Annotated in this window: 18 protein-coding genes; 3 read left to right on the forward strand and 15 right to left on the reverse strand. The window is 65.8% G+C overall.

The window, feature by feature from the left end; genetic code table 11:
• Nucleotides 1-477 precede the first annotated feature (477 nt).
• The 7 genes from BLW84_RS42835 to kdgD all read right to left on the reverse strand — a co-directional run bounded on the left by BLW84_RS42835 (nucleotide 478) and on the right by kdgD (nucleotide 8,286).
• A complete protein-coding gene (locus BLW84_RS42835; RefSeq protein WP_093278017.1) occupies nucleotides 478-939 on the reverse strand; it encodes a RidA family protein in 462 nt (153 codons plus the stop codon).
• Nucleotides 940-1,042: 103 nt separating this feature from the next.
• The gene (locus BLW84_RS42840; protein WP_093278019.1) at nucleotides 1,043-2,692 is read right to left on the reverse strand and encodes a M24 family metallopeptidase; all 1,650 of its coding nucleotides are present in this window, start codon (nucleotides 2,690-2,692) and stop codon (nucleotides 1,043-1,045) included.
• 57 nt (nucleotides 2,693-2,749) lie between these two features.
• Entirely contained in the window at nucleotides 2,750-3,529 is a 780-nt protein-coding gene (locus BLW84_RS42845; RefSeq protein WP_093278021.1) for an ABC transporter ATP-binding protein, read from the reverse strand.
• A 20-nt stretch (nucleotides 3,530-3,549) separates the two neighbouring features.
• Nucleotides 3,550-4,575 (reverse strand): ABC transporter substrate-binding protein, encoded by a 1,026-nt coding sequence (locus BLW84_RS42850; protein WP_093278023.1) that lies wholly within the window; start codon nucleotides 4,573-4,575, stop codon nucleotides 3,550-3,552.
• A gap of 21 nt (nucleotides 4,576-4,596) precedes the next feature.
• On the reverse strand, nucleotides 4,597-5,448 hold the full coding sequence (locus BLW84_RS42855) for an ABC transporter permease (protein ID WP_093278025.1): 852 nt from the start codon (nucleotides 5,446-5,448) through the stop codon (nucleotides 4,597-4,599).
• Nucleotides 5,449-5,707: 259 nt separating this feature from the next.
• Entirely contained in the window at nucleotides 5,708-7,330 is a 1,623-nt protein-coding gene (locus tag BLW84_RS42860; protein ID WP_093278066.1) for an aldehyde dehydrogenase (NADP(+)), read from the reverse strand.
• A 29-nt stretch (nucleotides 7,331-7,359) separates the two neighbouring features.
• Complete coding sequence (gene kdgD, locus BLW84_RS42865) at nucleotides 7,360-8,286, reverse strand: 5-dehydro-4-deoxyglucarate dehydratase (RefSeq protein ID WP_093278068.1); 927 nt, start codon at nucleotides 8,284-8,286, stop codon at nucleotides 7,360-7,362.
• Nucleotides 8,287-8,396: 110 nt separating this feature from the next.
• Between kdgD and BLW84_RS42870 the strand changes: the two genes are divergently transcribed.
• Complete coding sequence (locus BLW84_RS42870) at nucleotides 8,397-9,299, forward strand: LysR family transcriptional regulator (RefSeq protein WP_093278027.1); 903 nt, start codon at nucleotides 8,397-8,399, stop codon at nucleotides 9,297-9,299.
• A 178-nt stretch (nucleotides 9,300-9,477) separates the two neighbouring features.
• On the opposite strand, the gene BLW84_RS42875 is transcribed toward BLW84_RS42870, so the two are convergent.
• Together BLW84_RS42875 and BLW84_RS42880 are read right to left on the reverse strand one after the other, a co-directional pair.
• Nucleotides 9,478-9,903 carry an SsgA family sporulation/cell division regulator gene (locus tag BLW84_RS42875; RefSeq protein ID WP_093278029.1) on the reverse strand — a complete coding sequence of 142 codons (426 nt, stop codon included), beginning with the start codon at nucleotides 9,901-9,903 and terminating at the stop codon, nucleotides 9,478-9,480.
• 354 nt (nucleotides 9,904-10,257) lie between these two features.
• Nucleotides 10,258-10,497, reverse strand: a complete 240-nt coding sequence (locus BLW84_RS42880; protein ID WP_245761785.1) for an inositol monophosphatase family protein — start codon at nucleotides 10,495-10,497, stop codon at nucleotides 10,258-10,260.
• Nucleotides 10,498-10,998: 501 nt separating this feature from the next.
• On the opposite strand from BLW84_RS42880, the gene BLW84_RS42885 reads away from it, so the two are divergent.
• Nucleotides 10,999-11,310, forward strand: a complete 312-nt coding sequence (locus BLW84_RS42885; protein WP_093278031.1) for a hypothetical protein — start codon at nucleotides 10,999-11,001, stop codon at nucleotides 11,308-11,310.
• A gap of 20 nt (nucleotides 11,311-11,330) precedes the next feature.
• Complete coding sequence (locus BLW84_RS42890; RefSeq protein ID WP_093278033.1) at nucleotides 11,331-11,576, forward strand: hypothetical protein; 246 nt, start codon at nucleotides 11,331-11,333, stop codon at nucleotides 11,574-11,576.
• Between the two features lie 236 nt (nucleotides 11,577-11,812).
• On the opposite strand, the gene BLW84_RS42895 is transcribed toward BLW84_RS42890, so the two are convergent.
• From BLW84_RS42895 to BLW84_RS42920, 6 genes are all read right to left on the reverse strand, one after another.
• Nucleotides 11,813-13,660 carry a ThiF family adenylyltransferase gene (locus BLW84_RS42895; RefSeq protein WP_093278035.1) on the reverse strand — a complete coding sequence of 616 codons (1,848 nt, stop codon included), beginning with the start codon at nucleotides 13,658-13,660 and terminating at the stop codon, nucleotides 11,813-11,815.
• A 318-nt stretch (nucleotides 13,661-13,978) separates the two neighbouring features.
• Nucleotides 13,979-15,097 carry a cytochrome P450 gene (locus tag BLW84_RS42900; protein WP_218157721.1) on the reverse strand — a complete coding sequence of 373 codons (1,119 nt, stop codon included), beginning with the start codon at nucleotides 15,095-15,097 and terminating at the stop codon, nucleotides 13,979-13,981.
• Between the two features lie 218 nt (nucleotides 15,098-15,315).
• Complete coding sequence (locus tag BLW84_RS42905) at nucleotides 15,316-16,512, reverse strand: cytochrome P450 (protein ID WP_093278039.1); 1,197 nt, start codon at nucleotides 16,510-16,512, stop codon at nucleotides 15,316-15,318.
• On the reverse strand, nucleotides 16,509-17,639 hold the full coding sequence (locus BLW84_RS42910; protein ID WP_093278041.1) for a terpene synthase family protein: 1,131 nt from the start codon (nucleotides 17,637-17,639) through the stop codon (nucleotides 16,509-16,511). The genes BLW84_RS42905 and BLW84_RS42910 overlap by 4 nt, the downstream gene beginning before the upstream one ends.
• 82 nt (nucleotides 17,640-17,721) lie before the next feature.
• Nucleotides 17,722-18,987 (reverse strand): phenylacetate--CoA ligase family protein, encoded by a 1,266-nt coding sequence (locus tag BLW84_RS42915; protein ID WP_093278043.1) that lies wholly within the window; start codon nucleotides 18,985-18,987, stop codon nucleotides 17,722-17,724.
• Between the two features lie 28 nt (nucleotides 18,988-19,015).
• On the reverse strand, nucleotides 19,016-19,987 hold the full coding sequence (locus BLW84_RS42920) for a 3-oxoacyl-[acyl-carrier-protein] synthase III C-terminal domain-containing protein (RefSeq protein WP_093278045.1): 972 nt from the start codon (nucleotides 19,985-19,987) through the stop codon (nucleotides 19,016-19,018).
• Between the last annotated feature and the right edge of the window lie 167 nt (nucleotides 19,988-20,154).

A 20,154-nucleotide genomic window follows, 5' to 3' on the forward strand; every position in this document is an offset into this window, starting at 1 on the left:
CGACCCAGCGGCCCTGCGGTTTTCCCGCCTCGCCCGCCTTGGCGCAGTCGTGGTACGACGGGTAGGCCCCGGCCGGGACGAACGAGGCTGCGGACGCCACACCCTGGGTGGCGGCGATACCACCGGCGAACCCCAGCGTGAGCAGGGCGGCCGCGGCCAGCTTTCGAATCATCATCATCGCGTTCCATTCGCACCGAGACGGAAGTGACGTCGAAAAAAGGGGAGATTCGACGCAGTGCCGGTGAGCCTAAGCAGCGGCATCAGCCGTGACCAGGTCATCCGAGGCGATGGGGCGTGCGCGACCGTGAATGTTGCTCAAAGGCGCAAGTTGAATATTCTTGGATGTGGGCGTGCCAGTTGAGCTCGCACGTGGTGACCCGGACTTTTCGCGGTGAGCAACGTATTGGGTGCTGACCAGCACTGATTCTTGTGCGATCACTCGTCAACTAAGACGTCGAGACGCTCACCTCTTACGGTCTAGCTGCGAAGGGCGATCGTGGCGTCGAGTTCCACGAGCGCACCTTGAGGTAGCACGTGGGCCGGCAGGGCGGTTCGAGCGTGGCGACCCGCGTCGCCCAGAACGTCGAGCAACAGCTGCGAAGCCCCATCGATCACGATCGGCTGGTCCAAGAAGTCTCGTGAACTCGTGGCCCAGGCATTGAGCTTCAGTACCTGCTGTACGTTGCCGAGGCCGACTGCGTCATGTATGCGCGCCAGTAGGTTGAGTGCAGAGGTTCTCGCGGCGGTCACTCCGTCAGCCACGGTCGCATTGTCTCCCAGACAGCCTTGCAGGATCTCGCCCGAGGCGGTCCGTGAGATTTGGCCGGACACATAAAGGAGATCGCCGCATCGTACGGTCGCCTCATACGCGTAGCGGGGCGCACTGAGCGCAGGGAGCTCGATGGACAGCGCTTTGAGACGCTCTTGCACGTCAGTCATGTTGCATCCCGATTCGATATGCCGGACAAGCGATGCGGGTTGGATCGCGCGTTCTTGGCCCCGCGTTGGACCCGCTCCGCACGCAGATTTGGCTGTTCGGGCGTCATCGTTTGCTCACGATGTAGGTCCGGTCGCGTCCGATGTACCAGAGGTCCTCGGTGCCGATTGCCGCGTTCTCGTAGCGCCACGGGATTTCGGCGGCACCATACGAGCCGATTTCAAGGACGTGCTTGTAGCCAGGCCGGAGTTCGTTCGCGAACGACTCCTGCTTGCCCATGAGGTGGCCGACGTTGCGCTTGCGGTATTCGCTGTTGAAATCGACGTCCGTTCCGAGCATCCCGATCGCGACCATCCGGTCCAGGTGGGGCGCCAGGTAGCGCAAGGTTCCCTCGTGCACGTCCTCGCACACCACGCCGGGCTTGAGCTGCCCGATGATGCCCTCGCGCACCACGTCGAAGAAGAAGCTGTACGCCTCCTTCGCCGCCGCGGTGCGGGGCAGCGAGCGGGCCATGTCGGAGGTGGCGACGGTGACCCCGTCGACGACGATGCGCACCCCGGCGTCGAGCTGGATGCAGGTCGTCTCGTCGTTGATCGGGTAGTCGACGGGTGGGCCGGGGAAGAGCATCCGGTTGGACGAGTGCAGGTTGGTGAAGTAGGGCTCGATGCCGAAGGGGATCTCGTTCACCGTGCGGAATTCGGCGATCTTGTCGAGGTACACGGCGTTGATGTCGAGTTCGGAGAACGAGCGGCCGGCGTTGAGGCCCTCTTCCGCCCAAGCCAGGGCCTCCTCGATGGCGAACACACTCGCCCGGGCGGCGACGACCTGGAAGGCGAGGTCCTCGTGGTCGCGGATGTCCCGCCAGTGGCCGAGGTCTGTGGAGACCGGAACCAGTTCCGCTCCCTCGCGCTCGAGTTCGCGGGCAAGGCCGACGCTGATCCACTCGTCCTCGACACCGGTCCGCACACCGCCGGCCAGCGCTTGGACGGCGGCACCGATGGACGGGAACCGGCCGACGGGAGACCCAGAGACACCGGAGGCTCCACCGGGGGCCAGCACGAGCAGCCTGTCCGAGTCGGCTACCCACAGGCCGACCGTCCCGTCCGGCTGCGCGAACCCGGTCGCCTCGGTGAAGTTGGGCGGTGCAGCGAGGAGCAGGGCGCCGAGGGAGCGGTCGGCGACGAGCGTCTTCAGCGCCGAGAACCGGCTGTCCTCGCCGGCGGTGAACTCCTCCGCCAGGCCTGAAAGGTGTGCGACGTCCTCGATCAGCCGCCGCGCGGTGTGGACGCCCGTCTCGCGCCAGGCCGCGAACCTCGTCAGGACTTCCTCGAGGTCGAGTTCGTATGCGGTGACCGGGGTGGGGTCCTGGTCGGAGACGACGAGTTCGACGGAGCCGGAGAGCGTGCGGTAGTGGCTGTAGACGACGTCGGCCGCGAGGCTCACCGCAGCGCCGTCGGCGAGTTCCTGCACCAGGCTGGTCAGCGACGCCGAGGCGGGGGTGTCGGCGACGATTCGGGGGTCGATCGTGACCCAGGGTGCGTAGAACTTGATCTGGTCCTTCGGGACCCCGGCCGAGAGGGCGTTGCCCTGCTCCTGTTGGCGCACGAGCAGGTACTGGCCATTGTCGGTCTGTGCGATCAGTGGTGCGACGAGCGGGTAGGAGTCGAGGCGGATCGCGGAGAACAGCAGGCTCTTGCGTGCATTGAGACCGTAGGTTCGTTCGACCTGCGAGGCGTCTGCGGTGAGGCTCAGCATTGGTGTTCCTCTGGCGTCGATTTCGGTGTCGGAATCGGTCGGAGTCCGGGGCGGCGGTCAGCTGATTCCGGTCACGACTCCGATGTGGGATTCGATTTCCGTTGTGTAGTCGGAGAAAGCTGCGGAGAACCGGTGCTCTTTGCCCCGGGGCCGCGGCAGGTCGATCGCGATGTCGGCGACGATTCGGCCGGGGCGGCCGCCTACGACGACCACCCGGTCACCGAGCCAGACCGCTTCGGAGATGCTGTGCGTGACGAACAGGACGCTGCACCCGGTGGTCTGCCAGATGCGCTGGATCTCGAAGTTCATCGAGTCGCGGGTCATAGCGTCGAGCGCACCGAAGGGCTCGTCCATGAGCAGCAGTTCGGGGTGGGAGACCAGCGCGCGGCAGATGGCCACCCGTTGCTGCATCCCGCCGCTGAGCTCGTATGAGTAGTGCTGGGCTTTGCCGCCCAGCCCGACCATTTCGAGCAGTTCCTGGGCGTAGCGGCGCGACTCGTCGGTGCGGGTGCCGCGGAACTCCAGGGGCAGGAGCACGTTGTCGATGTTGTTGCGCCACGGCAGGAGCACGGGGCTTTGGAACACCATCGCGATGTCCTCGATCCCGTCGCGGATCGGCCGTCCCTTGACCAGGATTTCGCCCTCGGTGGGCTCCTGCAGGCCGGAGATCGTCTTGAGCAGCGTGGTTTTCCCGCTTCCCGACTGGCCGACGATCGAGACGAACTGTCCCGGCTTCACGTGGAAGTCCAGCCCCTTGAGCACTGTGTTGTGCTGGCCGTCCCGGGATCGGTAGGTCTTTCCCACGTTGTTGACCGAGATGGCGTACTCGTTGTTCATTGTGACTCTCCGTCCGGCCGTCACGGCGCCTGGATGGTCTCGTTGCGGTGCAACGGTTCGAGGTAGGCGTTGCTGTACACGTCGGCGGGCGTGAGGTTGCTCGCCGGGTTCAGGCCGAGGAACTGGCGGGCGACGTCGATCATTTTCTGGACGCTGGCGTCGTCCATGACACCGAACTGGTTCGCCGACGCGCCGGTTCCCCAGTTGAGGGCGCATTGCTCGCCGATGGCGAGGGTGATGGTCTTGGTCTCGAAGCCCGAGACCTCTTTCTGGAAGTCCTGGGCGGCTTCGTCCGGGTGCTGGCACGCCCACAGGAAGCCCTTCTGCATCGCGCGGTTGAACCGCCGCACCTGCTCGGGATCGGTCCTGAGCTTCTCGTCGGAGACGACGATCCCGTTGCCGTAGAGGTCGATGCCCAGGTCGGACCACTTCAGCACGACGGCCTGTCGGTCGAGCGCGTCGATGGCGGGCTCGTCGGAGACGTACAGGGCGAGGTTGGCGTCCCACTGACCGGCCAGCAGCCCGGGGATCTTCGATCCGCTCGTGGCGTGGACGACGTTGACATCGCCCTCCTTGAGCCCGAGCTTGCTCATCGCGTACGGCCACATCGCGGTCATCGCGCCCCCGCCCTCGGTGGCGACTGTCTTGCCCGGGAGATCGGCCCATCCGTTGATTCCGGTGCCCGCGAGCGCGACGACCGCGTAGGCGGACCTGGCCTGCAGGAGGTTGACCTGCTTGACTTCGGCGCCCCTGCCCTGGCTGGTGACCGTGGCGCCGAAGTCCGCCCAGCCGGCGTCGACCTTGCCGGTTTCCACCGAGGTGACCGTGTTGGTCGAACCCGACCCCGGCATGACCGTGAGGTCGATGCCTTCCGCCTTGAAGAAGCCCCGCTCGACAGCCGAGATGAACGGGGCGTGTTTCGGCAGGTACGCCACGTCGAGCATGAGGGTCATCGAGTTCTTCCCGCTCTCGCTCGTGCAGCCTGACAGGGCCATGAGCAGCGCCGCCCCGACGATCGCGGCGATCTTACGAGTGGAGTTCCGCATTCGAGTCTCCGATCCCCGCGGTCACTTCGCGTGGTTCTTCCACGGGACCAGCTTTCGTCCCGCGAAGTCGACGATGAAGAACAACGCCAGGGCGATGGCGGCGAGCACGATGAAGGCCGCGAACATCGACGGGAGGTCGACCTGGCTGTTGGCGAGGAGGATGACATATCCCAGCCCCTTCGAGCCGGCGATGAACTCACCGACGACCGCCCCACCCACCGCGAGCGAGATGGAGATCTTCGCTCCGGAGAAGATCGACGGGATCGCGTAGATGAACTCGATCTTCGTCATCTTCTTCCACTGCGACGCCTTGTTGATCCGCGCCAGCTCCTGCAGTTCGTGGGGTACCGAGCTCAGGCCGTCGTAGGTGTTGATCACCAGCGGGAAGAACGCGATGGCCATCGCGACGAACGCCTTGGACTCGAAGCCGAACCCGAACCACACGATGAACAGCGGTGCGAGCGCAACCTTGGGGATGGTGTCGATCGCGATGAGCGCGGGGTAGAGGAAACTGCGCACGGTCGTCGAGTAGTGCAGCGCCGCGCCGCACAGGACGCCCAGTGCAGTGCCGAGCGCAAACCCGGCAAGCGCCTCCTGCAACGTGACGAAGGTGTTGCTCGCGAAGTACCCGGGGCGTTCGATCAGCTCGGCGAATGCCGAGAGCGGCCCGACGAGCAGGAATTCCGGCGGATCGAAGATGATCACCAGCAGCTGCCAGACGACGAAGAGCCCGACGATCCCCACGACTGCCTTCACACCGGCCGCGATCGAGTCGCGGCTGGGCTTTCTCGGCCGGGGTGTTGCCTGTCCACCGAGCGGTGCTTCGGGCGAGGACTGGCGCAGGCCGTCCGAACTGACTTCAGGAGTGGTCATGGCCGGGGGCTCCCATCGAACCTGCTGTGCGCGGACAGCGCCAGGGGATGAGCATCGACTGCCGACTGCGGGTGTGGACGCCAGCGGGAGCCCGTGGCGGGGAGAGGCGACGCAGCCGGGATCCGGCGCGACGATAGTGACGACGAGAACGATCGCGGTGTCATTAGGTCCTCACGACATTGGAAGGGTTGCGACCGGGCGGTCGCGGGAATGGCCGGATCTGGGCCGGGGGTAACCCGCCGCACTAGGCCGACACTGGTCAATCGGCGCTGTCGACGGCGAGCGCGTCTCGACCGGGTTCGCCGTCGAGTCGACGCCACGCGTCAACCGGATTGTCGTCGCGAACCTCGGCCGGCAACAGACCCGCCGGAACGTCCTGATAGGCGACGGGTCGCAGGAAGCGCTCGATCGCGAGCGTCCCGACCGAGGTGCTGCGCGGGTCTGTCGTGGCCGGGAACGGGCCGCCGTGCACCATCGCGTGTCCCACCTCGACTCCGGTGGGCCAGCCATTGAAGAGGATGCGACCGGCCCGCTCCTCCAAGAGCGGTAGCAGCTTCGCGGCGAGCGGGTAGTCGGCCTCATCGGTGTGCACGGTCGCGGTGAGCTGACCTTCCAGCGCGCATACGGCTGCGGTCAACTCGGTGGTGTCTGCGCATCGGACGAGCAGCGACGTCGCACCGAAAACCTCGGCCTGCAGCTCCGGATCGGCGACAAAACGGGCGCCAGCGACGGTCAGCAGCCTGGCGCAACCCCCGGCCGCATCGCCGGGTCGGCTGCCGCGTGCGAGCTCATCGACCCCGTCCCGAGCAGTAAGGGCGTCACCGGCGGTGGCGTAGTGGTCGGCGATACCAGTGGTGAGCATGGTGGCTCCGGTGTTGGTGGCTACGGCGTCGGCCGCGGCCCTGGTGAACGCGTCGAGGCCCGGTCCGTCGACGGCAAGCACCAAGCCAGGGTTGGTGCAGAACTGCCCGGCGCCGAGCGTCAGCGATCCGGCGAACGCGGCGCCCAGCTCGGCGCCGCGGGATCCGAGCGCCGCAGGTAGCAGCAGCACCGGATTGATGCTGCTCATCTCCGCGTACACCGGGATCGGCACTGGCCGCGCCGCAGCTGCGGCCGCGATCGCAAGCCCGCCGCTGCGGGACCCGGTGAAGCCCACGGCACGAATCCGCGGATCGCTGACGAGCCGGGCACCGATTTCGGTCCCGCTGCCGACGAGCTGGGAGAACACGCCCTCAGGCATCCCCGTCTCGGCCGCTGCGTCGGCGATCGCCCGTGCCGCCAGCTCCGCGGTACCCAGATGTGCCGGATGCGCCTTGACAACGACCGGGCACCCCGCGGCCAGCGCCGACGCCGTGTCGCCCCCAGCGGTGGAGAAGGCCATCGGAAAATTGCTCGCGCCGAACACCGCGACCGGGCCGAGCGCGATCCGGCGCTGCCGGATATCGGGGCGTGGCAGCGGGGCGCGGCCGGGCCGTGCCGGATCGATCCGGACGCCCTGCCAGGTCCCGGCCCGCAGCTCCGCGGCGAACAGGCGCAGCTGACCGCTGGTGCGACCAACTTCGCCGGTGAGCCGCGGACGGGGCAGCGCGGTCTCGAGGTGAGCGCGCTCGGCCAGTGCCTCCCGGCGCTCGTCGAGCAGATCGGCGATGCACTCGAGGAACTCGGCACGCCGCTGGGCGGTGGTCGCCCGAAACACCGGAAACGCCTGCGCTGCCAGCGCACAAGCCCGCTCGACCTGCTCGACCGACGCCACCGGGTAGGCGGGGCCGAGAGCCGCGCCAGTACGGGGATCGGCGGATCGGACTTCCTCGCCCGTGCCGATGACGGGTTCGGCTCCGATGACCATGGCGCCGGTCGGGCAGGTCTGTGGGGGAGCGGACACGAGTGTCTCCTTCCGCTTCATCGGGGTGCTCAGATGGTGGCGGTGCGCGAGGTTTCGACGACGTCGACCAACAGTGCGTTCTCGGCGTCATCCAAGTCAGTCAGCGGAGGCCGGACCGGACCGGCCGGGCGCCCGACGAGATTCATGCCGGCCTTGACGATGCTCACCGCGTAGCCCGCCTTGCGGTCACGAATCGCGGTATAGGGCAGCACGACGTCGTCGAGCAGCCGACGCACCTTCGTTCGGTCCCCTGCCCGCACCGCGTTGTAGAAGGCCAGTGCGAACTCGGGCAGGAAGTTGAAGATCGCCGAGCTGTAGGTCGTGACACCCAACTCCAGGTACGGCAGCGCGAACGTCTCCGCCGTCGGCAGCCCGCCGATGTACACCAAGCGGTCACCGAGACGCGAGTGAATCCGAGTGATCGCCTCCAGGTCACCGACACCGTCCTTGAAACCGATCAGGTTCGGGCAGGCGTCAGCAAGCGTGGCCACCGTCTCCGATGTGTACACAGCGTTCGCCCGGCTATAGAGCACCACGCCCAGCGAAGTGGACTCGCAGACTGCGCGCACATAAGAGCTGAGGCCGTCGGGGGAGGCCTCAGTGAGGTAGGGCGGGAACAACAGTAGGCCGTCGGCGCCGGCCGCCTCGGCATCGCGGGCCATCTCGACCGCCTGCGCGGTGCCATACCCCGCTGGGGCGAGGACCGGGGTGCCCTTGGGTGCGCTGCCGGTGGCCGCCCGGACGACGCTGGCGACTTCCTTCGGGGTCAGGGAGAAGAACTCCCCCGTCCCACCAGCCGCGAACAGGCCGGCGACCTCGTACGTGCCGAGGCGGAGAATGTTCTCCCGGTAGGCGGGCTCGTCGAACGCCAGATCCCGGGTGAAGTGCGTGACCGGGAACGAAAGCAGCCCGGAGCCGAGGCGCTCGGCGAGCTCGGTCGGGGTCAAGGCGGGCATCAGCATTTCCTCCTGGGGGCATCCGCTAGGGCGATTGGGATCCACCGTAAGAACCAAAACGATGCGCGTCCAACACTGTTTCAGCATTGACTGATACCTATAATGAATCCGTGTTTACGCTGAGCCAGCTGGAGAGCTTCGTCGCTGTCGCCGAGACCCTGCATTACGGCCGCGCGGCGGAACGACTGTCGATGACCCAGCCCCCGCTGTCCCGGCGGATCCAGCTGCTGGAGCGCGAGCTGGACGTCGAACTGTTCGACCGGACCGGCCGGGCCGTCCGGCTCACCGCGGCCGGACGGGCATTCCTGAGTGACGCCCGGCGCATCCTCGGACTGTCCGAGCAGGCGGCGCTGTCGGTGCGCCGAGTGACTGCAGGCGAGATCGGGACGGTGGCACTGGGTTTCACGGCGTCGTCGGCGCACTCGGTGCTCGACGCCGTCGTCGGCGCCGTTTGCACCCGGCTGCCGGGCGTCGACCTGGTGCTACGCGAGCGGGTGTCCGGAATACAGCTGGAGGAGCTGCGCTCTGGGGAACTGGACCTGGGCCTGGTCCGCCCCCCGGTCCCCGGCACCGGACTCGAGCACCGCCCGCTGCACCAGGAGGCCTTGCTGGCCGCGATCCCGTCCGGGCACCCGCTGGCCGCGCCGGGCCGGGTGCCACATGTGCGCGACCTCGACGGCGAACCGTTCGTCATGTACTCGCCGACCGAGGCCCGCTACTTCTACGAGGTACTGGTCGGTGTCTTCCGGGGCGCCGGGATCGCGCCCAGGTACGTGCACCACCTCAGCCAGGTGCACACGATCCTGGCGCTGGTACGAGCTGGGTCGGGGCTCGCGCTAGTGCCACGGGCAGCCGAGGCGCTTGGGCTGGACGGCGTCGTGCTGCGCCCGCTGATCGGGATCGAGGGCGAGCCGGTCGAACTCGTCGCCGCGTGGCGGGCGAACGACGACAACCCGGCCCTGCACGCCGTCCGGAACCTGGTGATCGATGTGGCCAGCCGAGGCTTCTCCTGATCTAGTAGCGGTACAGCGACGTGTGTCAACGGCGACGAATTCTCCGTATGCAGCGCTGCGCCTCCGGGCTGGGTGGATTCCCGGCTCGGAGACGCAGCGTGGTGGGTTTTCAGGTGTTCGGCGCCGCCAGGTCCCGCGGCTGGCCGCCTGACGTGCGGCGCTTCGGAGAACTGGGCCACTACTGGTTGTGCGGGAGCAGCCGGCTCAGCGCCTCGTCGACATTCATCCACCGGTGTTCGTCACCGGGAGCGACCGCGTCGTAAGTGTCGTTCAAGAAGTCCACAAGCTGATCAGCATTCACTTCGAAGGTGGCCTGCCCTGACGGCGCGCTCAACGCGATCACGACCAACCCCGGACGGTCCAGTCGAGGGCCGATTCGCACATCGCCTTCGCCTGCCTCAGCGACCAGCCCGTCGGCCAGCAGGTCGCGGGCGATCACCCAATCCACCTGACCGGACTTACCCACGTTGAGCTTCATGCAGATCTCGTACGGATTGCGGCTGTCGTACCGCAGTTCCACGCCAACCGGCGCGATCACTCCCGCCGGGGCTACCAGGTTGAAGACCATGGTGGCGAGCACCGTGCTGTGGTCGTTTGCCATCATGTCCGCACTTCCAAACATCGGCTTCGCTTCCGAGACACCAGCATGCCCAACCTGGGTTCATGCCTTCTTCACGATGTCTTCAGGCCCCTGGTGCCACCCTCGGGCTCCCAATGAGGAACCTTCACTCGCGCCGAACCCAACGGGACTCGAGGCGTCCCGGTAGCAGGCGCCGGAAACCAACGCCTAGCTCGGGAGCGCTGGCTGCTGGCCGGGTCCGAGCGCTTGCCCCGCGGGATTCCTTCAGAACCCTGGAAACCGCAGCGAAACGGGGGCGCGTCCACAACGGACGCGCCGCCGCACCACGCACCGGCTCAGTACCGCGGCGCCTTGATCCTGTAGAGCGCAATTCGGTAGTTACGAGCGAGCGTCGCTGATCAGCTGAAGCAGTGCGTCCGCGATGCCCGGTGCGACGGCGATGGTTTCTCCGGCGCTGAAGGTGTGGGGGCTGCCCGCAGCATCGGTGACGGTTGTTCCTGCTTCGCGGGCGATGAGAACTCCAGCTGCCGTGTCCCAGGGCTTGTTCGAGAGAAGGATGCATGCGTCGGTGCGTCCTTCGGCGGCAAGACGAGACAAAGACGAGACTTGACGATTCATGGATGTTCAAGATGAGTCCTTCGCGGTGTCGTGACGAGACGATCACCTGGCCGAATCTTCTGGTATCACGCCAGAGAGGCGGACTGAAGCAGCAAGGAAGCCAAGGGTCATGAGGAGAGTCAGGGGACCTCGACCGCGAGTGGGTCGAGCATCGCGTGTGGTCGAGCCGGCATTCAAGGGTGCGTGTCTCCGATGACGGCGGGCCTGGATGACGGCGGCGTTGTGTCGCCGAAGTCGATCCACGATTGGGAAACCGCCTATCGGCAGGTACGGGGCCACGTCGAACATGGCCGCACGCTCGCGGACGGTCGGCAAGGAAGTTGCGGCGGAGATGGCGTCAGCCTCTCGCGCTGTTGCATCGGCATGGCGGCGTCTCGCCTCTGATTGCCCCCTGCCGTGGTGGGTGCTGGCGGCTGTCGAGTCGGCTACTGAGGCATTTGAAGACCAGGCGCGTTACTGGGAGAGCCGCCTGGAAAGTGATGAAGGAAGGGTGAGCTGACGATGCCGATCTTTGTCACGGTGCAGCCGGACAGCGCGACGTACGCGGAGTGTCTGATCTACGCGACGGGGACGCCGATGTTGGCGATTCATGATCCGTCGGCGAGCGTGATGGTCACGATCGGACAGGACTCGGGATCGGCGTTGCGGTCTGCGCAGTTCGCGGCGCAGTTGGTTCGCGCTGGCCAGCAGTTCGTGCACGAGGCGCGGCGGTGCGCTGGTTTGACGGATATCACCGCTGCTGGCTCGCTGAACACGGCGCCGCTGGATATGGAGGCTCCGGCAAATTTGTGGCCGCGTGAGGGCCTGTCATGACTGATCCGCTTGGCCGGCCGTTGCCCGCGGAGTTCCTGAACGGTGTGGCGTTGCTGGCCGGCAAGCCGAAGCGCTTGTTGGTCGTGGACCGCACTGGGATCGAGGCGCGGGTGTGGCCGGATTTCAACACGGTCGATGTGCTCATCGATTGTGCGACTCCGATCATCTACACGATGGCTCGGCGAAACCTGTTGCGGCTCAACGAAACGATTGCGGCCGCCGTGGTTGAGTTCGAGGAGCTCGACGAGCGGGAAGGCGGGGGCTGAGGTGTTGATCAGGTTCCTGCGTCGTCGTCGGAAGAACCGCGAATGGCGGCGGATGCGTCGTCGCCGAGTGCGTATCTACCTGTAGAGGCTTGGTCAGCCCGCCTCCCGAATGCTCAACGGGCTGACCACGGTTGGCGGGGCAGTATTCCCCCGGCCTGCCCCGCCAACCATCCAAGCACGGGATCACCCATGGTGTCAGCACCAAGACTCCGGGGCCTGAGTTCAGCGGGAGTGTGCTATTCGACCCACTTCACCGACGTCGCCAGCGGACAGCGCGCCACTCTCATGGTCGGAGGTCTGGTTCCCTTGCCGACACGCAGGACCGCCAGCACGGCATTGTCGCCGGAGGTGTCTTTGGTCGAAGGGATCCCGAGTCCGCCGAATTCTCCCAGCAACGGTTGAGCCGCGTATCCCTGCTCAACCAGGGCCAGCCACAGCCGCATCAGCGTCTCACCCGCGTTGATGCGGTCAGCTACGCTCTGACGTGGGCCGCGCAGCACGAGTACCGCGCCGCAATTGCGCAGCTGTCGGGCACGTCCATGCTCGACGACCCCGGCCAGCACGCGGCGCCTGACCACGTCCGGTATCGCCGACCCCGCCAGAGCCGATGCAAGATGTCCGGCGACACCGGAGATTCCGAGCAGGTCGTGAGGTGTGCCGAACGAACTGAGGCCGAACTCGGTATCGGCCCGCTTGCGCACCCACGCCCACAGTTCGTCATCGTGGCCGATCAACGTGGACGTATCGCGTTCGGTCCGGCCGAGGAGCCTGCTTCGAGCTTGCGAGCTGCTCATCGTCTCCAGCTCGACATTCCGGTCGGCACACAGTTTTTCGACCTGCTTCAGGGTCGTGCAGTCGATCGGGGTCGACAGCATGTCGTCTCGGTGCGTCGAACGTGCCCCCAGAACACCCTGGCGGGTCAAGACGTCATCACGCAGGCGATCGAGGCGGAATCGGCCTGCGAACCAGCTCTGGTCCGTGAGCGCACCGTCGTGCGCCTCCCACTCGCCGTGCGAGAGATAAGAAAGAGCTCCCAGCGCGCATCCGAGGTTCTCGGCCCAGCCCAGCTCGTCCGGATGCACTGCCGGCCAGCGTTCCCCGTTGCGCGCGAGCCGGACGGTGTGGTGGTCGACGATTTCGAAACGCCACGGCTGGGAGTTGTACGTGGAGGGAGCGAGACGGGCGCCGTCCAGCACTGCGGCGAGTTCCGGGGGCAGTTCGCGCTCCCGTTGCCCGCTCCGCACGGGTCGAGAACCGCCTTTTCGCGTCACCTGGCGGATGGTCCACAGAGTTCGGGCGAGTTCCAGCGGCATGCGCACCCGGTGTGCCAACGCCGCGGCTCTCGGCATGGCCGCAGCATGGAGGTCCACCGTCACGACGGGCTTCACCCGTCGGTTCATCAGCAAGTTGAGCACAACCCTGCTGCCGAGCGCACCGAGACCCATCACGCAGTAGGAAATCTGCGGCCAGGTACCGCCGTTGGCCAGCCGGTCGGACATGACCGGGAGATAGTCGCTGGGGAAGTGCGTCCTGCCGAACCAGCGCACGGAGTCCCACAGACGGTTGTCCCGGTGCGCTTCCGCGGTCGCCTTCCCGTGGAACGGCAGCGGGTTGCGGCGGTAGTCGAAGACGAACACTGCAGGTTTTCCGCCCCAGTCGACTCCGGCGACGACGGGAATGCCGCGTCGGGCGGCGCGTTCGTGCAGCTGGTACTTGACCCACGCGGACATCGCGGGATCGATCGCGTCGAAGGCGACATGCGCGCCGTCGAGCGCCTCGTCGAGGTTTTCCAGGGTGAGACCGTCCGGGTAGGTGCGCACCTCGGCGGTGGGACTGATCGCGACTACCCGGCGGGCGAGCACCTCGGGTTTCGGCAGGCCGACATCAGCGACCACGCACGCCTGCCGGTTGAGGTTCGACACATCGAAGCTGTCCGGGTCGGCGAGCCGGAAACGGGTGACGCCCATTCGCGCCAGCGGCTCGACCACGGCACCACCCACGCTGCCGCAGCCGGCCACCAGCACCGTCGCGGCCCGCAGTACCGCTTGCTCACGCTCGGTGAGAATGTCCAGGTTGCGGCTCACGGCCTCCGCGCCGAAACTCGCCGTCCCCGTTGAGAGCGGATCAGGACCTCTGAAATCCGAATGCACGATTTTTCTCCAGCGGTCGCCGGAAGTTCACCTTCCGTATTTCCTGAAGTTTCGCCGTTATGTAGCGGTAGCTTTGCTGGTCCGGACGGTTCCGTTGAATAGGATGGGGGTGGCTTGAGCTGCGGTGGCTTCGGTTATCCGAGCGCGCCGAGGACGAGGATCGTCAGGTTCGCCAGGCCGAGGGGTGTGGCATCAGTTTCTGCAAATTGTCCCAAGATCGGTACGGCAGCAGGCAGTTACGGACGGAGTCCGCTACCCGCTGTGGGTCGCGCTCTTGAAGCGCACCGGGAGGCTCCTGAGGCAGCGCACTTTCCCCTGACGCCATTGCAACTCGCGGGGGTGGACTGCAAGTTCGATGTTGATCGGTGCGTGTAGCAGCGCAGTCACGACGGTCTGTGTCAACAATGTGGCGAGCGGGGCGCCGGGACACCGGTGGATTCCATGGCCGAACCCGAGGTGGTGGTTGGGGTGTCTGTCTATAAGGACAGTGTCGGGTTGTGTGAAGCGTCGCTCGTCCCGGTTGGCGCTGGCCAGGCACAGAAAGACGTGATCGCCCTCTTTGATGGTGTTGTCTCCCAAGGTGAGTTCTTCGGTTGCCACACGGTGGACGGGGGCCAGGGCCGGGCCCTCGTAGCGCAGTATTTCCTCTATCGCTTTGGGTATCGTGCCCGGAGATCGGTAGAGGAGTCGGCGGCGGTCTGCGTGACACAGAAGATGCAGGAGGGTGCTGGAGATCAGGCTGATGCTGGTATCAAGGCCTGCAACAAGAAGCAGCATCACCATGGTCAGGATCTCGGTCGCGTGTAGTCGGTTGGTATCGGCGGCCAGGAGTTTGCCGATTAGTCCGTCGGTCGTTGCTTGTTCGGGGTTCTGCAGGAGCCAGGCGGTGTATTCGCGCAGCGCTTTATGGCCATTGGCGCTGACGCAGCGCGCGTTATCGTCCAGTTGCTCGGTCATGAGGTCATGGGACCAACGCACGATCTTGTCTAGATCGGCCTTGGGCACGCCGAGAAGTTTGCCGATAGTCAAGGCGGAGATCGGTTCCGCGATCTCCGCTACGGCATCGACCACCCCGCGCTTCGTGACGGTGCTGATCAGTGAGCGCGTTGTGTGGTCGATGAACGGGCGCATGAGTTCGGCCTGGTGGTGGGTCAAGTAGCGGGCGATGCTCTTGCGCAGGCGAGTGTGCTTGGGCGGATCCGTTGTGAACAGACTCTGGGAGAACGCGACGCGCGAAATGTGCTGCTGTAGGTCGGGGTCGGCTGGGCACCTGTCCTTGGAGGGGTCGCTGCTGAGCCGAGTGTCTGTGAGGGCCTGTACGGTTTCTCGATACCGGGCTACAAACCAGGTGCTGTCGGAGATTCGGTTCACAGCGCCTGTGCTGCGTATTTCGGACAGCAACTGGTGGAGGTCACGGAGTTGTGTGAGGCCCTGGGGGAACCCGGCAGGAAAAAGGTTTCTGTGCTCGGATTGTGGAGGCCTGTCGGGTGGGTGTTGCAGCATCGGTTGTTCACTCCGTCATGGCAGCATGGGATAGGGGAGATGACGCCACAGCGTGCTACATGGGCTCCTTGAGAGTGGGCGTGGTGTTACCAGGTGACGGGTAGTGAGGTGGGGGCGCGTAGGATCGATCCGGAGCGCCAGGTCACTTCTTGATCCGGGACTGCCTTTTGGAGGCCCGGTATGCCCTCGATGAGCGTTTTGAGAGCGACTTGGATTTCCATGCGTGCCAGGTTGGCACCGACGCAATGGTGTGGCCCGTGGCCAAACGCGAGATGGTGGTTGTCTGGCCTCGTGAGCTTGAGGGTCTCCGGGGCGGCGAAAACCGCTTCGTCGCGGTTGGCCGACGGAATGGAGACCAGCACGGCGTCGCCCTTGCGGATGAGCACGCCGCCCAGCGAGACGTCTTCCGTGGCGACGCGGGCGAATTCGGCTCCGTTATTGAGGGGGGTGTATCGCAGTAGTTCTTCGACCGCTTTCGGGATGGCTTCTGGGTGTACCAAGAGCCAGTGCATGTGCTCGGGGTAGGTAATGAGGAGGTAGACGAAGTTGGCGATCTGGCACGTCGTCGTCTCCCAGCCCACGACCAGGAGGGCCGTTGTGATGTCGAGTAGCTCGGCGTCGGTGAGTCGCTCGCCGGCTTCGTGCGCGCTGACGAGCGTGCCCAGGAGATCGTCGGTCGGATTTTCGCGGCGGGCGGCGATGTGCTGATTGATGACTTGAGCCAGGTCCTGACGCGCCCGGGTTACGTCCTCGGCTGTATGGGAGGTGCTGGACATCACCACGTCGGCAGCGGCTACCAGGCGGCGGGTGTCTTCGGTGGTGACACCGAGTAGTTTCAGCAGGACGTTGATGGGGAGGGGGACAGCGAAGTCTGCGACGATGTCGCAGGGCGGGCCGTTGGCCACCATGGCGGCTACGAGTTCTTGAGCGATTTTCTTCGTATGCGCGCGGAGTTGCTCGGTACGTCGCTTGGTGAGACTGGGGGCGATCAGTCGTCTCAGTCGAGTGTGCTCGGGCGGGTCCATAGCCATGATCGAGGTCTTTTTGGCAGGCTTCGGTCGCATGCGGGGTACGTCTTTGCCTGCGGCGGCCGCACGACTGAACCGGGGATCACAGAAGACCAGTTTCGCGTCCTCATAGCGGGTGACCAGCCATCCCCTTCCGCCGTAAGGCATCTGCACCTCGACCACAGGCTGCGTGGATCGCAGCGACGCGTACTGGGGTGGGATTGCGAGCGCGGGGGGTGGCTCGAACGGGTAACGCAGTACATGCTCGGTGTTCATCGGGTGGCGTCTTCCGCCCGCGGATGGATGATCGTGCGTTCCGTGTCAATGGTGACCAGGCCACCACCGATCTCTGACCAGTCGTGGTCAACGCCGTGGTATCGCGGGGAGCATCGCGTATAGAAAGCGGTTCCGGACGCGATGTCTCCCAGGCACTCCAGGTAGCGCAGCAGGCCACTCGTGAGCTCCGGATGTGTTGCGATGAACTGTTCGCGGCAGGCGATGAACTCTTCTTCTGCCGATTCCGCCAGACCCACTACCTTGCGGACCGCGTCACTGATCCGTACACGCTCCATGTTGCACTGTGCCGCGATGGAGTTGGTGAGATCCTTGCCTGCCATGTACTCCTTCCGGAAGGAGTACAAGTCATTCACGAGGGAGGTATATCGGCGAAGGATTCGCCATATTTTGGAGAAGGCATCGGCGTGAGCTTCGAGTTCACTGTGGAGATCTATTCCCAGCATGAATTCAAGGACGGGGAAGTCGACGTCGATCCCTACGTAGACATCCCTGCGCTCGAGAAACTCATCCAGAGTCAGACATCTGCCGCTGCCCCTGTCAGACGCCTCGGCCTTCCACGATTCCATGGTCCCTTGCAGTGCACGGGCGATGCGCGCGCGGATCGAGGGCGGTGCCGAACGGCACAGGCGGTACCAGACGTCTGACAGGCAGCGTCCCAGGACAAGCGCATCGGCTGTGTCGGACGATGGCTGGTTCCTGTCGAACTCCTGCCCGTCTCCGTTCAGGATTTCAATGGCCCGGTCCAATGCCCGATTACGCGTGGCCTCATCGGCGTCCCGGAACGGCCCTGGCGCACTGTGAACATCGTCGGTCATCACCATCCAGGCGCCCAGGTCACAGATGATTCTGAATGTATCTACGTTTCCGCACGTGAATTGGTGAGAAATCCACACATCTGCGAAGCCCTGCGCCAGCCACAAGTCGATATCCCCTCGCGGCGCGCAGAAAGGGGCCCAATTCCGGATTTCCGGGAACCCTTTGATCCAGGCCCTCGTCTCGCCCAGGGTGCGCGCAACGCCTGAGTGCTGCCGCAGGGGAAGCCGTGTCTTGAGGTCGGGAAGGTAGTACTGGTCCTCGCCGCAGTCGAAGAGGGTCGTCCTGGCCATTTCTTTCCTCGTCTTATTCATTTTCACCGTGGCGAGTTTTTCTTCGCCGAGGAGCAGGAAACTGCCCGTCCAGGGCCTCGTCCTATGGAGCCACGCGCTCGTCGAGCAGCCGGACGATCTTGCCGCTGCGGGGGTTCACCTTGATCATGTCGGCCGGGACGAACTCGACCACCAGAGGGTTGATCAGTCCGGCGCGCACGTGCTCGCCGAACATCGGGCGCAACCCTTCGAACCGCGCGGATATCGCCTCGGCAAGCGGCTGCGGATCGTCGACCTGCCCACCGATCCGCAGCACCAGTTCGTCCTTGGAGTCCCGGCGACGTTGCACCACCTGGAATCCCGCGATGGGCTGGTCGCCGGCCAGTTCCTCGATCACCACACGCAGGTCCTCCAGGTAGACGGTGACCGAACCGACCCTGGCTCCGTCGTCGGCGCGGCCCAGCAGGCGGAACCGGCGATCGTCGTAGTCGACCCACGCGGCGCGGTCACCGACCGGATACCGGATGAGCGGCATCAGCCGCCGGACGAGGTCCGTGGCGAGCAGCCTGCCGGGGCGACCTGGTTCCCTGATCGGATCACCGGTTTCGTCGTCGACGATCTCCACCAGTTTGTGGAGCCGGTGGACACGATGCACGCGCGCGTCCGGCTCGTCCTGGACGGGCGCGGCCAGCACCCCTGCGTCCACCGAGGCGTACCCCAGCGAGCGGACAACGGCGTTGGGGAACGCCTCGGTGATCAGTCTGCGCTGATCCTCGTAGAACGCCTCCCCGCCGAAGAGGAAGAGGTGGACCGCGGGCGCCGAGTCACCTCGCGCGGTCAGCCGCGATGCGACCTGGCTGGCCGTGGTGGGCGTGGCCAGCAGCACGGTCGCCTCCTGCTCGATGATCAGGTCCGCCATGACCTCAGGCGACGGGCTTCCCGCGATCGGCAGGTGCACCACGGGGACGCACGTCTCCTGCAGGCACAGAACGTTGAACAGGAAACCCGCGTACAACTCCCCGGCGTAAAAGAGATTGGCAACCCGGTCACCGGTCCGCAGTCCCGCCGCCGCGTACCCGTCGCCCTGCAGCCGGGCCATGGCGTGCAGTTCCGCCCTGGTGTACACGGTCAGTTTGGGGCTGTTGGTCGTCCCACCGGTTTTGAACACGACACCGTCATCGTGGCGAGCCGTCAGCACCCGGTTGTCCTTTACCGTGTTCGCCTTCCAGAAGCCGGTGTGCTCGACGATCGGCAGGTCTTCCGCCCGGATCGGCCCGTCGGTGGCCACACCGGCGTACAGGTCCCGGTAGTAGGGAGAATTGCGGCGGGCGAAGTCGACCAGTTCGGTGAGATCCGGTTCCAGCATCATGTGTCCCCTTCGTCGGCGAAGACGTCCTTCATTCCGTGATCTCCAGGAGCGCGCAGATGAAGCGGAAGCCGGCACCGATCCCGATCACGAGGACGGTGTCCGAAGGCTCGAGGGACTGCCGGAGGAAGTGGTCCAGGCCGAGGAGCTGGTCGCACGGGCCGACATGGCCCAGTGTCCGGTGCAGCTGCCAGCTGGTCCGGTCGCTGGGTATGCCCAGGGGCTCGAAGAGGAGAACGGTCAGCTGCGCCAACCCCAGTCCGGTGACCGCGAACCGGGAAACCTTGTCGAGCGACACGCCGGCTTCCTGGAGGACCTGCTCGACCGCGGTGCGGGCGGCTGTCTGGAGAGTGCCGACATGGGGCAGGACCCCGACCGTCTCCGCCCGTGTCATCATGCGGCTTCCGTCTTCCGCGGGGATGGTGGGCGTGGCCAGGTCTTCGAGTTCGGGCACCGCAGTGCAGGAGGTGGCGACCAGCCGGGCCCGCCCGGCTCCCCGGCTCAGCACGGCGGCAGCGGCGCCATCGGACAGGAAGTGCCCCAGCCCGGGCAGCCACCTCGGCCAGCGCGGCGCGACGAACCGGCCCGCCGCCGTCACCAGCGCGGAGGTGGCGGAGGGATCGGCGGCGAGGTGCGAGGCGGCCAGCACGAGTCCCGCAGCGCCACCGCAGCTGCCCGCGCCCGCCTCGACCGCAAGCGCCCGGGAGGCACCCACAACCCGCTGCACGTAACAGGCGGGCGCGTAGTGCTCCTGGTCGTCGAAGGCGGCGTGGATCACGGTGGCGATGTCGGCACCCTCGTGCCCGGAGCGGCGGAGGGCGTCGGTCGCTGCACTCGCGGCCATCTCCGCGGCGGTGAACCCGTCCGAGGCGGTAAAGGACTCGAAGTCGGACATCTCGAGTGCTTGGCGGTCGATCGTGCCGTCACCAACGAGGTCGGTGGCACTGGCGCGGGGCGGCAGGTACCGGCCGGTGCCGCTGACGAATATGTCGTTCCAGAGCATGGTGTTTCTTCTTTCGTTGCGGATCACGCCGCTTCGTGCAAGTATTGTTCAGAGAAAATGAGTGCGATTGATCGCCGATTCGCGTGCAAGTAACGGGACCGCCAGGAAGGTCTGGTGGCATCCAGAGAATTGTTTTTAGGTGCTCCTCGGCTCCGCGTCCCACATGC

This window comes from Saccharopolyspora shandongensis (assembly GCF_900106995.1).
In the GTDB taxonomy this organism is placed as follows: Bacteria; Actinomycetota; Actinomycetes; order Mycobacteriales; family Pseudonocardiaceae; genus Saccharopolyspora; species Saccharopolyspora shandongensis.